A 14,352-nucleotide genomic window follows, 5' to 3' on the forward strand; every position below is an offset into this window, starting at 1 on the left:
ATCATGCCCGGCATGAGCGAGCGGGAGGCGTACGTAGAAGCCGTTCTGCGTCTTGTCGAGCAGATCCCACGCGGGCAGGTGACGACGTACGGCGCGATCGCCGATGCCCTCTTCGACGAGTTCGGAGGCGGGCCTCGGCAGGTCGGCTCGGTGATGGCGCGCGAGGGCGCGGGGATGCCGTGGTGGCGGGTGGTGCGGGCCGATGGCTCGCTCCCCGCCTCCCACGGTGAGGAGGCGCGGCAGGCCTATCTCGAGGAGGGCACCCCGCGCCGCGTCTCGGGGGCGGTGGACCTGCGCGCGGCGATGTGGCTGCCGCCTACGATGAGCACGTGATGTATCGCGTCCTCCACGCCGTCGTGCCACCCCTTCTACGGGCCGTCTGGCGCCCCACGGTGACGGGGGCAGAGAACGTCCCGCGCACCGGCGGCGTGCTCCTGGCCAGCAACCACCTCAGCTTCGCCGATTCGATCGTGATCCCGTCGGTCTCGCCCCGGCCGGTGCACTTCCTGGCCAAGTCGGACTACTTCACCGGCACCGGGCTCAAGGGTGCTGCCCAGCGGGCGTGGTTCGAGGGCATGGGGATGCTGCCTGTGGACCGTGACGACCCGCAGGCCGCGCTCGGCTCGCTGGAGGTGGCCCTGGAGGTCCTCGACAAGGGTGAGGCGTTCGGGATCTACCCGGAGGGCACCCGGTCGCGCGACGGTCGGCTCTACCGCGGACGCACCGGGGTGGCGCACCTGGCGCTGACCGCCGGCGTGCCCGTGGTGCCGGTGGGCCTGCGGGGGACCGCGGAGCTCCAGCCGGTCGGGTCGAGCCTGCCGCGGCTGGCGAAGGTCACGGTCGAGTTCGGGCAGCCGATCCAGGTGGCCGGCCGCTTCGACGGCGTACCTCTCGGCAAGGCCCGCCGGGCTCTCACCGACGAGGTCATGGAGGCGATCGCCGCGCTGAGCGGCCAGGACGTGGCCGGGGTCTACAACGAGCGGCCCGCCGACGTCTGATCGCCCGGTTGCCTGTTGCGCGGGGGCGAGAAGGGGCGCATTCTGGAGGGTGACCGAGTAATCAGTGGGCTAGCAGCCGAGGTGAGGCAGATGGCCACCACGACCGTGTTGCAGGACGAGCTGCGACACAAGCACGACGAGCTCGCTGGGCGCCTGGCCCACGCTCGGAGCATCATCGCCAGGCCGGAGCAGACCCGCCGGGGCTGCCCGCCGATCGACCAGTTCAACGCCGGTACGTCTCGCCACCTGCACGCGGTGGACGAGGTACTGCTGCCGGCGGTCTCCGCTCACTGCGAGGGCGGAGCAGGTCTGGTCCATGACTACCTCCTCATCGCGCGGCATCTGGAGGTGCTGCTCTTCCACGTGAAGGCGCACGAGTACGGCTCCACCTGGGAGACCACCCACGGGTGGCCGACGCTGTGGGGCGAGGTCGAGGAGGCGCTCATCGACCAGGAGGAGAGGGAGGGCGAGCTGGTCTCGCGCCTCGCCGAGGAAGCCTCCGACGACGAGCTTCTCCTGATCGCGGAGCGGATGGCCGCGGCCGAGCGGAGGGCACCTTCGCGTCCGCATCCCCACCTGCCGCACACGGGTCTGCCCGGCAAGGTCGTGCGCCGCCTGGCCCGCCCCGTCGACGCCGTCTGGGACTCGGTCGAGAGCCGCTCGGTCGGTGGTCCCAAGCCGGTGCCGCACAAGAAGCCGGGACTGATCTGGCAGTACCTGCTCGGCGACCCGCGCTTCCCCGACGACCCGGCCGACGAGACCCGGCACAATGAGCCGGGTGACCGCTGACTCCATCACCTCCGCTCTTGACCTCGCGCCGCATCCGGAAGGCGGGGCGTTCCGGCAGACCTGGGCTGCTGCCGAGACCGTCACCCTGCCCGACGGGCGGGTGCGTCCGACCGCGACCTTGATCTACTTCCGGCTCCTGGCCGGGGAGTCGTCCGCGTGGCACCGCGTCACCTCGGACGAGATCTGGCTGGCGCACACCGGCGTCGTGTCCCTGCAGTTCGGCGGCGCCGGTTCGGCTCCGGTCGAGGGGGAGACCGTGCTCGTCGGGGTGGACGTCACCGCCGGCCAGGTGCCGCAGGCGGTCGTGCCGGCGGGGGTGTGGCAGCGTACGGTCCCCTCGGCCGAGGACGCGCTGGTCTCCTGCGTGGTCTCGCCAGGGTTCGACTTCGACGACTTCGAGCTTGCCCCAGAATCAGGCACTGCGGAGTAGGAGATGGAGTACGCGTTCGAAGGGGCCGTCATCGAGTGGCGCGGACCGGCGCCGTTCTACTACGTGCCGATGCCCGTCCAGGACGCCGAGGACCTCAAGGAGGACGCTCGGGGTCTGGAGTACTGGGGCCAGGTCGCCGTCACCGCCACCATCGGCGCGACCACGTTCACCACAGCGCTCTTCCCCAAGGACGGCACCTATCTGCTGCCGTTGAAGGTGGTCGTCCGGAAGGCCGAGGGGATCGACCTCGACGACGTCGTGGCGGTGAGGATGCGTCTGGGGCGTGACGCCTGAGTGTCGGTGCTCTCTGGTTGGGTGGGACCTGTGAGCGTCGCCTACCGCCTTGCCCCGCCACCGAGCGCCGTCGGCGTGCCGGTGCTCGACGAGCACCAACGGTCGGTCGTGGAGCATCCCGGCGGGCCGCTGCTGGTGCTGGCCGGACCAGGGACCGGCAAGACGACCACGCTGGTGGAGGCGGTGGTCGACCGGATCGAGAACCGCGGCGTACGTCCTGACCAGCTGCTGGCGCTGACCTTCTCCCGCAAGGCCGCCGAGCAGCTGCGCGACCGGGTGACCGCGCGGTTGGGCCGGACGCTGTCCGGGGCGGTCTCCTCGACCTTCCACTCCTTCGCCTACGGGCTGGTGCGTCGCTACGCACCGGCCGAGCTCTACGCGGCCCCGCTGACCCTGCTCTCCGCGCCGGAGGCCGATGTGGTGCTGCAGGAGCTGCTGGCCGACCACCCGGAGTCGGTGAGGTGGCCGGAGCGGTTCCGGATGGCGATCGGGACCCGCGGGTTCGCGCGTGAGGTGCAGACCGTGATCGCGCGGGCGCGCGAGCGTGGGCTCGACCCCGACCAGCTGGTGGCGCTCGGCCGGGAGGAGGGCATCGAGGAGTTCGTCGCGGCCGGGTGGTTCCTGGAGCAGTATCTCGACGTGCTCGGCGCGCAGTCGGCCATCGACTACCCCGATCTGATCATGCGCGGGGTGATCGAGGCCGAGCGGCATGCGGCCGAGCTCCGGGCCGAGTTCGCCTGCGTGTTCGTGGATGAGTACCAGGACACCGACCCGAGCCAGGTCGCGCTGCTGCAGGCGCTGGCCGGTGACGGGCGCGACCTGATCGTGGTGGGTGATCCCGACCAGTCGATCTACGGGTTCCGGGGCGCGGACGTCAACGGGATCCTCGACTTCCCCTCGCAGTTCCTGACCCGGGAGCGCCGGCACGCGCCGGTGGTGGCGCTCGGGACGACCCGCCGGTTCGGGTCGCGGCTGTTGCGCGCGTCGCGGTCGATCGCGGCGGGCATCTCGGTGCGCGGCTCGATCCCGGCCGCGGCCTACGACACCTTCCGCAACCCGCATCCGCTGGCCCAGGACCCCGGCCGGGCCGAGGTGCTCACCTTCGACACCGACCGCGCCGAGACCGAGCACATCGCCGACCTGCTCCGCCGGGCGCATCTCGAGGACGGCATCGACTGGTCCGACATGGCCGTCCTGGTGCGCTCGGGTCGCACCTCGATCCCGCAGCTACGGCGGTCGCTGACCGCCGCAGGCGTGCCGGTCGAGGTCGCCGCCGACGAGACACCGCTGGTCCGCGAGCCCGCCGCCGCGGTCCTCCTCGATGCGCTCGGGATCGTCGTCGACGCCGACGTCGAGTCCGACCTCGACGAGCGCTACGTACGCCCCGATCGCTGCGAGGAGCTGCTCACCGGTCCTCTCGGCGGCCTCGACGCCACCGATGTCCGCGCGCTCACCCGCACTCTGCGGGCGAGGTTCCCCGACGTCGCCGCGCACGACCTCGTACGCCGTGCCGTGCTCGATCCGTCGCTGCTCGCCCTCGACGAGAACGGGGACGGCGAGGAAAGGGTGCTGGGGCGGGTACGCCGGCTCGCAGTGCTTCTTTCCGAGGCTCGGGCCGCGCTCAAGGAGGGCGCCGGGGCGGAGCAGGTGCTGTGGACGCTGTGGGACGGCGCCGAGTGGGGGCAGCGGCTGCGGGCGCAGGTCGAGTCGGGGGGTGCGGCGGCGCGACTGGCCCACCGTGACCTGGACGCCGTCGTGGCGCTCTTCGACACCGCCGCCAAGATCGAGGGCCGCCAGGAGTTCACCTCGGTGGAGACCTTCCTGGCCACCCTCCGTGCCCAGGAGATCCCGGCCGACACCCTGGCCGACAAGGGCGTGCGTGGCTCGGCGGTGCGGCTGCTCACCGCCCACCGCTCCAAGGGGCTGGAGTGGGGTCTCGTGGTCGTCGCCCACGTCCAGGAGGGCGCCTGGCCCGACCTGCGCCGGCGCGACTCGCTCCTCGGCCCCGACCGGATCGCCCCGGCGCTGCCCGACGGCCGTCACGGCGGGCTGCTGCCGCCACTGACTCGTTCGGCGATGCTCGCGGAGGAGCGCCGGCTCTTCTACGTCGCCGCCACCCGCGCCCGGTCCCGGCTGGTCGTGACCGCGGTGAAGTCGCCCGACGACGACGGTGACCAACCCTCGCGGTTCATCAACGAGCTCGGCCTGCGCGAGGACCAGATCCGTCACCGCGTCGGCCGGCCGACGCNCCCTTGGCGTAGACGGCCGAGTCCGGGTCGTTGGGGCGACCGTCTTCGTCGAGGCGCTCCCAGTAGCGCGGGAAGGCGAGGCGCGCCTGGAGCGGGTGGGCGTGCAGCTCGGTGAGCACGTTCTCCAGGTGGAGAGCGGCGTGGCGGCCGCCGCTGTCGCCGCCGTAGGAGACCAGCGCGACCGGCTTGGCCTGCCACTGGGTGAAGTGCCAGTCCAGGGCCGACTTCAACGAGGCCGGATAGCTGTGGTTGTACTCCGGTGTGACGACGACGAAACCGTCGGCGGCCTCGAGCGCGTCGGTCAGGTCCCGCTGACCATCGGGCCGCGGGTAGTCGTCGCCGGCCGCCTTCGGCGACTCGGCGGGCAGGGACAACGGGATCTCATGGTCGGCCAGGTCGATCAGCTCGACGTCGAGACCGCCGTACGCCTCGGCCTGCTCGGCCATCCAGGAGCCGAAGATCGGGCCGCCGCGGCCTTCCCGGACGCTGGCGGTGATGACTGCGATACGTAGTGGTTGGGTCATGCCGTCCAGATTCACGCGGATCGGCGAGCGGCGGGAGACCGAGCCGAGGCTGGCCCCAGCAGGGCCACCCTGACCGCCCCGCCGGGCCGTAGGCTTGATGACATGCCAGCCAACGCGGGAGCCCTCGGCTCGTTCATCCGGGACCGCCGCGACCAGACCACGCCGGAGAGCGTCGGTCTCCCGGAGGGCGTACGCCGCCGGGCACCCGGCCTGCGGCGCTCCGAGCTGGCCACGCTGGCCGGGATCAGCGTCGAATACCTGGTCCGGATCGAGCAGGGCCGCGACCGGCACCCCTCACCGCAGGTCCTACGGGCGATCGGTGACGCGCTCCGCTTCGACGCCGCCGCGCACGAGCACCTGCGCACCCTCGCGATGGCCTCCAGCGGCCAGTGCCTCGGTCCGTTCTCCTCCGGTCGTGACGTACGCCCCGGCGCACGGGCCCTGGTGGATCAGTTCGAGCCGGGCATCGCCGTGCTCACCAACCGGCTCGGCGACCTGTTGGCCCACACGTCCACGTTCGACCTGCTCGCCCGGCCCCTGGGGATGCTCGACCACGCGGAGCCCAACCTGACCGCGTACGCCTTCCTCCACCCGCGCGCCCGGGAGGCGTTCCCCGACTGGGCGCGGGTGGCCGACGACTTGGTCGCCAACCTCTACCGAGGCCCCAACCCGGTCGCCGCGCGGATGATGATCGAGGCGATGTCGGACCGGGCGGGGCCGGAGTTCACCGACCGGCTGACCCGCCACGACCCGCCCCACGGCGGCGTATGGCGCTGGCTGCATCCCGACGCCGGCGAGCTGCGGTTCGACGTCGAGGAGCTCGAGCTTCCGGCCGCCGACAACCAACAGATCCAGGTGCTCATGCCGGCCGACGACGCCACCGCCGAGGCCCTCGACGCGATGCGGCGCCGCCGCTCCGGCGCCCTGCGCGCGGTCTGACGTAGATCAGCCTCGGCCGCTCTTCTCAGCGTCGTCGTCGGCCGACAAGCTGTGCCAGACCTCGTAGGCGATGGAGGCCGCCCCCTCCGCGTCGCCGGATGCGAGCAGATCGATCAGGGTGTCGTGACGCTCGACCGAGGCCTTGCCATCGGCGCCGAAGCGGAGTCGCTCGGCGCGGCGCACCAGCGGGTCGAACTGCTCGAGGACCGTCTCGATGGCGCGGTTGCCGAGGACTGCCACGGGAATGCGGTGAAGCTCCTCGTCGGCGTCGAGAGCCGCGCTGACGTCACCGGCATCCACCGCCTCCGCGAACCGGCGGTTGGCCTCGCGCATGCGATCGAGGTCCCTCTCTCCCAGCTTGCCCGCGACCTCGCGTGCGGTCAGCTGGTGCATCGCCGCTACCACGTCGCGCGCGTCCCGCACGGCTTGCGACTCGATCGCGCTCACGGTCGTCGACCGTCCGGGCAGCGCCACGACGAGCCCGCTTCCCCCGAGGCGCAGTAGCGCCTCGCGGACGGGGGTGCGGCTGACACCGAGCCACGCCGCCAGCTCGCCGTCCTTCAACTGCTCGCCGGGGCCGAACGTGCCATCGACGATGGCATCTCTCAGCCGTCGGTAGACGTCGTCCCGGAGGAGTGTTCGGTCGACCGAGGGAGTACCTGAGGGGATCGGCATACAACATATTGCACACGCTTCCCGGGGCCGATGCAAACCCGGAACATCTCCTTGCCTTCGGTTGTTGCGTGCAATATATTGCACATTGGTGGCAAAAACCGCCGCCGAAACTGCTCGCGGGACCACCTCGCGGCACACGAAAGGAACGGCAGCATGAGCACCATCGGTCAGCAGATCAAGAACATCGTCCTGGTGCACGGGGCATTCGCCGACGGCGCGGGATGGCGCCGCGTCTACGATGACCTCACCGCCCGCGGATACCGCGTCAGCATCGTCCAGAACCCCCTGACGTCGCTCGCCGACGACGTCGCGGCAACTACGCGGGTCCTCGATCGTCAGGACGGTCCGACCGTCCTGGTCGGTCACTCGTGGGGCGGCACCGTCATCACGGAGGCGGGCAACCACCCGAACGTCGCCGGCCTCGTCTACGTCTCGGCGCTCGCGCCGGCTTCGGGCGAGACGACCGCGCAGCAGTACGAGGGCTTCGCCCCCACCCCCGATTTCGTCATCGAGGTCGGCGAGGACGGCTACGGGTTCCTCAACTCCGAGAAGTTCAAGGTCGGCTTCGCGGCGGACGCGACCGATGAGGACGCCGCATTCCTCCGCGACTCGCAGGTGCCGATCAACATGTCGGTGTTCGAGGAGGCCGTGACCCGCGCCGCGTGGGCCGACAAGCCCAGCTGGGCCGTCATCGCCACCGAGGACAAGTCGTTCGACCAGGCGATGCTCCAGCACATGGCCAGCCGTGCGGGCGCCAAGATCACCAACGTGTCCGCGAGCCACGCGTTGTACATCACCCAGTCGGGCGTCGTCGCCGACACGATCGTCGACGCCGCCGAGCACGCACTGACCGCGGTCGGCTGAGTCACGCAGGCACTGGGTTCATCCCACCGCTGATGCACGGGGAACGGCCCGGCCTGCCGCAGCCCGGGCCCCACTCCTCGAAGGAGACACACCATCATGATCACCACGCTCCAAGCGCCCCTGTGGATCGAGCTGCTTGCGGCCGGCCTCGGCGGACTACAGGGCGCTCTCTTCGCCGCCGGCGAGCGCCACCGCCGCATCGACGTCCTGGGAGTCGTCGTCATCGGCCTCTCCGTCTCACTCGGCGGCAGCCTGCTGCGCGACATCTTGCTCAATCAGCCGCCCGTGGTGATCTGGAGCAACTGGTACCTGCTCGTGGCCGGCGCCTCCGCGGTCCTCGGAATGCTGGTTCAGCGTCTGCTGGCGCGCGCCGACTGGACGCTCACCGCTCTGGATGCGGTCGTGATGGGGCTGTTCGGAGCGATCGGCGCCTCCAAGGCGCTCGCGCTCGGGGCGGGTGAAGCCGGTGCACTGGTGGTCGGGGTCGTGGGCGCCATCGGCGGCGGGATGCTGCGCGACGTCATCCTGAGCCTGCCCTTCTCGTTCCTACAGGTGGGGACCCTGTACGCCGTCGCGGCTGGTGCCGGCGTAGGCGTCCTCATCCTGCTCGTCGGCGTCGGCACCCCGGTGGCGGTGGCGGGCCCGGTCTGCGTCATCGTGACGGCGACCCTCCGACTGATCGCCGTGCGCTTCGAATGGCGTTTCCCCGAGCAGGGCCCGCTGCGCCTCCGGCGACGCGTCGGGCGCGGCGGCGAACACGCGTGAATCGAGAGCCAGCGATCAGTTCAGTGGGATGTAGAGCTTGTAGCCCGGAGGCAGCTTGTCGGGCAGCCTGGAGCCGTTGAAGATCCGCAGCTCCTCCTCGGTGATGCGGAACCTCTTGGCGACGCTTGCGTAGGTGTCCCCGGCGACGGTCGTGTAGACGGTCTCTCCGGAGCCGGGCTGGGGTTTCGGCTTGGGCTTGGGCTTGTCGGTCTTCGCCGGGATCTCGATCGTCGTGCCGGCGAGCAGCTTGGTGGCGTCCTCGTAGCCGTTGTGCGCCATCAGCGCATCCGCCGTGACACCGAACTTCTTACCGATGCTGAAGAACGTGTCACCGGCGACGACCTTGTACTTCTTCAGCTTCGGCTTTGCCGTCGGGATCTTGATCTCGCTCCCGGCCAGCAGCTTGGTGGGATCTTCGTAGCCGTTGTAGGCCATCAGCTCGCCGACATCGACGCCGAACTTCTTGGCGATTCCGGAGAAGGTGTCACCGGGCGCCACGGTGTACGTCTTCCCGGCCGGCTTTGCGGGCGGGCTCACCACGAGCTCGGCCCCCGCTCGGATCTTGGCGGGGTCGGCGATCTGGTTCCAGGCCGCGAGGTCGCTGACCTTGACGCCGTACTTCCCGGCGATCCCGGAGAGAGTCTCCCCCGGCTGGACGGTGTGGGTCTTCCGGTCGGGCTCCGCCTGAGCCACGCTCCGATCCACACCCTGGGTCGGTGCCGCCTCCACCGGCGGCAGACCCGCGCCCAACGACGCGATCGAAGCTGAAACCCCGATACCGGCCACACCCGAGAGCAAACGTGCCATTCGCTTGGCCATGGTCAGCACATTAATCCGTGCGGGCGCTCAAGCGTGCGCATTCGGAGCAATTCCGCCAGAGATGACGACCGCCCCGCGACCGTGACGGTCGCGGGGCGGTCAGGAACTGACGTACGTCAGAGGGACTGCAGGATCTCGCGAGCGAGAGCAGCGGTCTCCGACGGAGTCTTGCCGACCTTGACGCCGGCGGCCTCGAGGGCCTCCTTCTTCGCCTGCGCGGTGCCGGCGGAGCCGGACACGATCGCACCCGCGTGACCCATGGTCTTACCCTCGGGCGCGGTGAAGCCGGCGACGTAGCCGACGACAGGCTTGGAGATGTTCTCCTTGATGTAGGCCGCGGCCCGCTCCTCGGCGTCGCCACCGATCTCACCGATCATGACGATGAGCTTGGTCTCGTCGTCCTTCTCGAACGCCTCGAGGGCGTCGATGTGGGTGGTGCCGATGATCGGGTCACCGCCGATGCCGATGGCGGTGGAGAAGCCGAAGTCCTTCAGCTCGTACATCATCTGGTAGGTCAGCGTGCCCGACTTGGAGACGAGACCGACCGGGCCCTTGCCGGTGATGGTGTGCGGGGTGATGCCGGCCAGCGACTCACCCGGCGTGATGATGCCGGGGCAGTTCGGGCCGATCATCCGGGTGGCCTTGCCCTGCAGGTAGGACCACACCTCGGCGGTGTCCTGGACCGGGACGCCCTCGGTGATGACCACGATGAGCGGCATCTCGGCGTCGATGGCCTCGATCGCGGCGTCCTTGGTGAACGCCGGCGGCACGAAGAGCACCGACACGTTGGCGCCGGTCTCCTTCATCGCCTCCGCGACCGTGCCGAACACCGGGAGCTCCACGTCGGCGCCCTGGGCGTCCTTGTGGGTGACCGTGGTGCCGGCCTTACGGGCGTTGACGCCACCGACGATCTGGGCGCCCGAGTCGAGCATCAGGGCGGTGTGCTTCGCACCCATGCCGCCGGTGATGCCCTGGACGATGACCTTGCTGTCCTTGTTGAGGTAGATGCTCATGTTTCTCTCTCCTGACCTCAGGCGTTGGCCAGCTCGGCGGCCTTGTCGGCGCCGCCGTCCATGGTGTCGACGATGGTGACCAGCGGGTGGTTGGCCTCACTGAGGATCTGGCGACCCAGGTCCACGTTGTTGCCGTCCAGACGCACGACGAGCGGCTTGGTGGCCTCGTTGCCGAGGATGTCCAGCGCGCCGACGATGCCCTTGGCGACCTCGTCACACGCGGTGATGCCACCGAAGACGTTCACGAACACGGACTTGACCTGCTCGTCGTTCAGGATGACGTCGAGACCGTCGGCCATGACCTGCGCGTTGGCGCCGCCACCGATGTCGAGGAAGTTGGCGGGCTTGACGCCGCCGTGAGCCTCACCGGCGTACGCGACGACGTCGAGGGTCGACATGACCAGACCCGCGCCGTTGCCGATGATGCCGACCTGGCCGTCGAGCTTGACGTAGTTGAGGCCCTTGTCCTTGGCCTTGGCCTCGAGCGGGTCCTCCTCGTCACGGATGACGAACTGCTCGTGGTCCTCGTGGCGGATCTCGGAGGCGTTGTCGTCCAGCGACACCTTGCCGTCGAGAGCCTCCAGCTTGTCGCCCTCCAGGCGAGCCAGCGGGTTGACCTCGACGAGCGTCGCGTCCTCCTCGGTGAACACCGTGTAGAGGCTCTGGATCATCGCGACGGCCTGCTCGAAGACGGGCTCCGGGAAGCCGCACTCGGTCGCGATCTCGCGCGCCTTGGCCTCGTCGACGCCCTTGCCGGGGTCGATGCCGATCTGCTTGACGGCGTCGGGGTTGGTCTTGGCGACCTCCTCGATCTCCACACCACCCTCGACGGACGCGATGCAGAGGTACTGCCGGTTCGACCGGTCCAGCAGGAAGGAGAAGTAGTACTCCTCCACCGGCGGGGTCGCCGGCGTGATCAGCACCCGGTTGACACGCAGGCCCTTGATCTCCATACCGAGGATGTTCGAGGCGTGCTCGAACGCCTCGTCCGCGGTCTTGGCCAGCTTCACGCCGCCGGCCTTGCCTCGGCCACCGGCCTTGACCTGCGCCTTGACGACGCAGAAGCCGATCTCCTCGGCGGCCTTCCTGGCTTCCTCAGCCGTCTCGACGACGACACCTTCGGTCACGGCGACGCCGTGCTTGGCGAAGAGCTTCTTCGCCTGGTACTCCATGAGATCCACTGATCCACCTGGTCTGTGTGTTGCGGTACGGGGGCCGCACCGCATGGATCAGCGGTCGACGCCCTCGTCTTCAGATGTGTCCGTCCAGCACCATAGACCCCGCCGAGCCGGACTTACGAGCCCAGGGCACACGACGTGACGTACGCCACTAGCGGGGCGTGGGGCCGGACACACCGGACATATACCAACAAGTCGGCAACCTTGGGTAACAGTCCGTAGCCCCACGTAGTGACCCCCGTCTGACCCCGTACGACGCGGCCCGAGGTCCGGGGATCGGCAGGTTTTGACACCGTATCGAGGCTCAAATGGACCGAAGACACGCGTTTCGGGTGACATGAATATGCCGCAATCGAGTTCCGAATCTGGCGGAAATACGCAGATCAGCGACTGATTCGGCCATCACTGAAGGTGAAATCAGCGAAACGGGCGTGCCACATTTCTTGACCGCGCCCTCCGGTCCGTTACAGTCATGGCTCGCCGTCTGACCCCGAACAGCGGAGATATGAACTGATGGGCAACCACCGAGCCGACGTCACAAGTGACAGTCCGCGTTCGGTCACCCCTTCCCCCGGAGCAACCACGAGCAGCAGCAGCTACGTTGGGAAGCGGCGCGCAGCGCCGGCGACCGACAGCCCTGCCTCCAGGCCTGCCCCGCGAGCGACCGGATCGACCTCCTACGTCGGGAAGCGGCGCGCCGCGCCGTCCCCTGCCGTTGGGACCGCGAAGCCATCCCCCGCCCCTGAGATTCCTGAAGAGCCGGTCGCCAAGGCCCGGCCCAACCGCGTGGTCCTCGAGCAGACCGGCAAGCTGCCGGTCGTCGGGTCCCCGCGCATCGACGACGCCCACGACGGCCGCATCTCGACGGGTGAGCTGCGTGCTCTCGTCGAGGGCGACGGCCCGTCCTTCCCGGCGTCGTTCCCGACGCCGCCGCCTCCCGCGGCAACCCCGATCGTGCCCGTGCAGCGCCGGGCGGCCCAGATCGACCCGGTCCTGGCCGACCTGCTCTCCTCGATGGGCATCGACCCGGACAAGGTGACCCCCGAGGTGCTCGAAGACCTCGGCGTCGGAGGCATGACGACCTCCGAGCTCACCATGTTCCTGACCCAGCCGACCAAGCCCGCGCCGACCAAGGCGACGTCGAGCAGGTCGGTCTCGACCAAGACGCCGCCGCGCGGCGTACCGGCAGTTCCGGCAGCTCCGGCAGTTCCCGCGCCGGTGCTTCCCGAGCCGGTCGCTCCCGTCGCTCCTGAGCCGACCTTCCAGGCGCCCGAGCCGACGCACACCCCGAAGCCGCTGCGGATGGCCAACACGTTCGCGCCGCTGACCGGGAAGATTCGCGCCGTGCGCGAGGCCCGCCAGATCCCGGCTCCGCCGGTGGCCCCGGCTGCTCCGGCCTACGAGCCGGAGATCCAGGAGCCCCGCGGGTTCCAGGAGGCGTTCGACGCGCCGCCGACGTCGTTCAAGATCGACACGACCTCGTTCCCAGCCCCGCCCGTATCGCTGCCGCAGCAGATCGACTTCGACTCGATGGCGATCGACCTCCCGGCCGAGACCTACACCGTGGACGCGCCCTACTACGAGGCGCCGCAGCCGCACGAGGCGTACTACCAGGACGACTACGCCGACGGCTACAACAGCGACCCGCAGCAGGCCGAGACCTACTTCCGCGCCGACACCGGCAGCATCGACCTGCCGAGCATCAGCGAGATCGCGACCTACCGGCCCGAGCTGCACGACCTTCCGGCGGTGGAGACCACCGGCACGATGGTCGGCATCGGCGGCCCCACCCGTCCCCGCACCCGCCGCGCCGCCGCTGCGGCGGCCGGTGGCCGCCCGACGGTCCCGCTGACCGCCGGCGCCGCGGCTCTCGCCGCCGCCATCGGCGGCATCGCGCTGACCGGTGGTCCGACGATGGTCGCCGCCGATGACGTACGCCTCGTCGGCGCCACCGCGCTCGGTGGCGACAGCGACATGGTCGTCGTCGGTGACCGCTCCGCGACCGTCACCCGCAACGACGAGCGCTCCGAGGCCGACACCGCGGCGAGCGACCGCGAGAAGGCACTCCAGGGCGTCGACGTCCAGGCCGACAAGCAGGACAAGTTCCTCAAGTCCAACATGTGGGAGCTGCCGATCCCGGCGGGCGTCTACCGCATCACCGGCACCTTCGGCTCCTCGGGCTCCAACTGGTCGAGCACCCACACGGGTCTCGACTTCGCGGCCCCCTACGGCACGCCGATCCACGCGATCGCCCGCGGCACGGTCACCGAGACCGCCTGGGGCGGAGCGTACGGAAACCGGACGATCATCACCCTCGAGGACGGCACCGAGATCTGGTACTGCCACCAGAGCGACTACGGCGTCTCCGTCGGCCAGACAGTCTCCCCCGGTGAGGTCATCGGCTACGTCGGCTCGACCGGCAACTCCACCGGCAACCACCTCCACGTGGAGGTCCGCCCCGGTGGTGGTGACGCCGTCGACCCCGACGCCGCTCTCAACGAGCACGGCGTAGACCCGAGCTGACGCCGAGTCGGCGCATCCTGACCGAAAATCCCGCCGAGTCGGCTCGTTATGACGAGCCGACTCGGCGTGTGGGNCCAGGGCTCGCGAGGTGTCGCCGTCCAGGTAGGCGCTGAAGCCGAGCTGGCCGAGCGCCTCGATGTCGTCGGCGACCTCGGGAGCCTCGGCCGTCACCAGGTCGTCGAGACCGTCGAAGTCGACGTAGACCACCCCGGAGGAGTCCTCGGCGTTGGGGACCGCGTTCTTGAACTTGTCGGTCCCTGCCAGACCACCGTCGGCCAGCAGCTCTTTGCTG

General features: G+C 69.9%; 14 protein-coding genes and 1 pseudogene. 10 read left to right on the forward strand and 5 right to left on the reverse strand.

Going from position 1 to position 14,352, the window contains the following annotated elements:
• The first annotated feature begins 12 nt into the window (after positions 1 to 12).
• From ACFX43_RS26900 to ACFX43_RS26925, 6 genes are all read left to right on the forward strand, one after another.
• Positions 13 to 333, forward strand: coding sequence for an MGMT family protein (locus ACFX43_RS26900; protein WP_378838847.1), 321 nt, complete (start codon positions 13 to 15; stop codon positions 331 to 333).
• Positions 333 to 998 (forward strand): lysophospholipid acyltransferase family protein, encoded by a 666-nt coding sequence (locus tag ACFX43_RS26905; RefSeq protein ID WP_378841169.1) that lies wholly within the window; start codon positions 333 to 335, stop codon positions 996 to 998. The genes ACFX43_RS26900 and ACFX43_RS26905 overlap by 1 nt, the downstream gene beginning before the upstream one ends.
• 90 nt (positions 999 to 1,088) lie before the next feature.
• Positions 1,089 to 1,787: a hypothetical protein gene (locus ACFX43_RS26910; RefSeq protein ID WP_378838852.1), complete on the forward strand. Its 699-nt coding sequence runs from the start codon at positions 1,089 to 1,091 to the stop codon at positions 1,785 to 1,787.
• Positions 1,768 to 2,217 (forward strand): cupin domain-containing protein, encoded by a 450-nt coding sequence (locus tag ACFX43_RS26915; RefSeq protein WP_378838855.1) that lies wholly within the window; start codon positions 1,768 to 1,770, stop codon positions 2,215 to 2,217. The genes ACFX43_RS26910 and ACFX43_RS26915 overlap by 20 nt, the downstream gene beginning before the upstream one ends.
• A 3-nt stretch (positions 2,218 to 2,220) precedes the next feature.
• Positions 2,221 to 2,511 (forward strand): DUF1905 domain-containing protein, encoded by a 291-nt coding sequence (locus ACFX43_RS26920; RefSeq protein WP_378838860.1) that lies wholly within the window; start codon positions 2,221 to 2,223, stop codon positions 2,509 to 2,511.
• Positions 2,512 to 2,541: 30 nt separating this feature from the next.
• Positions 2,542 to 4,875 (forward strand): ATP-dependent helicase, encoded by a 2,334-nt coding sequence (locus tag ACFX43_RS26925; protein WP_378838865.1) that lies wholly within the window; start codon positions 2,542 to 2,544, stop codon positions 4,873 to 4,875.
• Between the two features lie 4 nt (positions 4,876 to 4,879).
• Here ACFX43_RS26925 and ACFX43_RS26930 read toward each other — a convergent pair.
• Positions 4,880 to 5,284: pseudogene (locus tag ACFX43_RS26930) on the reverse strand (NADPH-dependent FMN reductase); the annotation flags it as partial.
• A gap of 102 nt (positions 5,285 to 5,386) precedes the next feature.
• On the opposite strand from ACFX43_RS26930, the gene ACFX43_RS26935 reads away from it, so the two are divergent.
• On the forward strand, positions 5,387 to 6,223 hold the full coding sequence (locus tag ACFX43_RS26935) for a helix-turn-helix domain-containing protein (protein WP_378838872.1): 837 nt from the start codon (positions 5,387 to 5,389) through the stop codon (positions 6,221 to 6,223).
• A 6-nt stretch (positions 6,224 to 6,229) separates the two neighbouring features.
• On the opposite strand, the gene ACFX43_RS26940 is transcribed toward ACFX43_RS26935, so the two are convergent.
• Positions 6,230 to 6,898: a GntR family transcriptional regulator gene (locus ACFX43_RS26940; protein ID WP_378838875.1), complete on the reverse strand. Its 669-nt coding sequence runs from the start codon at positions 6,896 to 6,898 to the stop codon at positions 6,230 to 6,232.
• Between the two features lie 153 nt (positions 6,899 to 7,051).
• Between ACFX43_RS26940 and ACFX43_RS26945 the strand changes: the two genes are divergently transcribed.
• Positions 7,052 to 7,762, forward strand: a complete 711-nt coding sequence (locus ACFX43_RS26945) for an alpha/beta hydrolase (RefSeq protein ID WP_378838882.1) — start codon at positions 7,052 to 7,054, stop codon at positions 7,760 to 7,762.
• A 96-nt stretch (positions 7,763 to 7,858) separates the two neighbouring features.
• The gene (locus tag ACFX43_RS26950; protein ID WP_378838888.1) at positions 7,859 to 8,527 is read left to right on the forward strand and encodes a trimeric intracellular cation channel family protein; all 669 of its coding nucleotides are present in this window, start codon (positions 7,859 to 7,861) and stop codon (positions 8,525 to 8,527) included.
• 15 nt (positions 8,528 to 8,542) lie between these two features.
• On the opposite strand, the gene ACFX43_RS26955 is transcribed toward ACFX43_RS26950, so the two are convergent.
• From ACFX43_RS26955 to sucC, 3 genes are all read right to left on the reverse strand, one after another.
• A complete protein-coding gene (locus ACFX43_RS26955; RefSeq protein ID WP_378838893.1) occupies positions 8,543 to 9,220 on the reverse strand; it encodes a LysM peptidoglycan-binding domain-containing protein in 678 nt (225 codons plus the stop codon).
• A gap of 242 nt (positions 9,221 to 9,462) precedes the next feature.
• The gene (sucD, locus tag ACFX43_RS26960; RefSeq protein WP_008364062.1) at positions 9,463 to 10,359 is read right to left on the reverse strand and encodes a succinate--CoA ligase subunit alpha; all 897 of its coding nucleotides are present in this window, start codon (positions 10,357 to 10,359) and stop codon (positions 9,463 to 9,465) included.
• Between the two features lie 17 nt (positions 10,360 to 10,376).
• Complete coding sequence (gene sucC, locus ACFX43_RS26965; protein WP_091052902.1) at positions 10,377 to 11,540, reverse strand: ADP-forming succinate--CoA ligase subunit beta; 1,164 nt, start codon at positions 11,538 to 11,540, stop codon at positions 10,377 to 10,379.
• 783 nt (positions 11,541 to 12,323) lie between these two features.
• Here sucC and ACFX43_RS26970 point away from each other — a divergent pair.
• Positions 12,324 to 14,060, forward strand: coding sequence for a peptidoglycan DD-metalloendopeptidase family protein (locus ACFX43_RS26970; protein WP_378838906.1), 1,737 nt, complete (start codon positions 12,324 to 12,326; stop codon positions 14,058 to 14,060).
• Positions 14,061 to 14,352 lie beyond the last annotated feature (292 nt).

It is taken from the genome of Nocardioides sp. YIM B13467, from assembly GCF_042788075.1.
Lineage (GTDB): Bacteria > Actinomycetota > Actinomycetes > Propionibacteriales > Nocardioidaceae > Nocardioides.

Coding starts and splice junctions, on each gene's coding strand:
- ACFX43_RS26900 (WP_378838847.1), top strand. CDS start 13: ATGAGCGAGCGGGAGGCGTACGTAGAAGCCGTTCTGCGTCTTGTCGAG.
- ACFX43_RS26905 (WP_378841169.1), top strand. CDS start 333: ATGTATCGCGTCCTCCACGCCGTCGTGCCACCCCTTCTACGGGCCGTC.
- ACFX43_RS26910 (WP_378838852.1), top strand. CDS start 1,089: ATGGCCACCACGACCGTGTTGCAGGACGAGCTGCGACACAAGCACGAC.
- ACFX43_RS26915 (WP_378838855.1), top strand. CDS start 1,768: ATGAGCCGGGTGACCGCTGACTCCATCACCTCCGCTCTTGACCTCGCG.
- ACFX43_RS26920 (WP_378838860.1), top strand. CDS start 2,221: ATGGAGTACGCGTTCGAAGGGGCCGTCATCGAGTGGCGCGGACCGGCG.
- ACFX43_RS26935 (WP_378838872.1), top strand. CDS start 5,387: ATGCCAGCCAACGCGGGAGCCCTCGGCTCGTTCATCCGGGACCGCCGC.
- ACFX43_RS26940 (WP_378838875.1), bottom strand. CDS start 6,898: ATGCCGATCCCCTCAGGTACTCCCTCGGTCGACCGAACACTCCTCCGG.
- ACFX43_RS26945 (WP_378838882.1), top strand. CDS start 7,052: ATGAGCACCATCGGTCAGCAGATCAAGAACATCGTCCTGGTGCACGGG.
- ACFX43_RS26950 (WP_378838888.1), top strand. CDS start 7,859: ATGATCACCACGCTCCAAGCGCCCCTGTGGATCGAGCTGCTTGCGGCC.
- sucD (WP_008364062.1), bottom strand. CDS start 10,359: ATGAGCATCTACCTCAACAAGGACAGCAAGGTCATCGTCCAGGGCATC.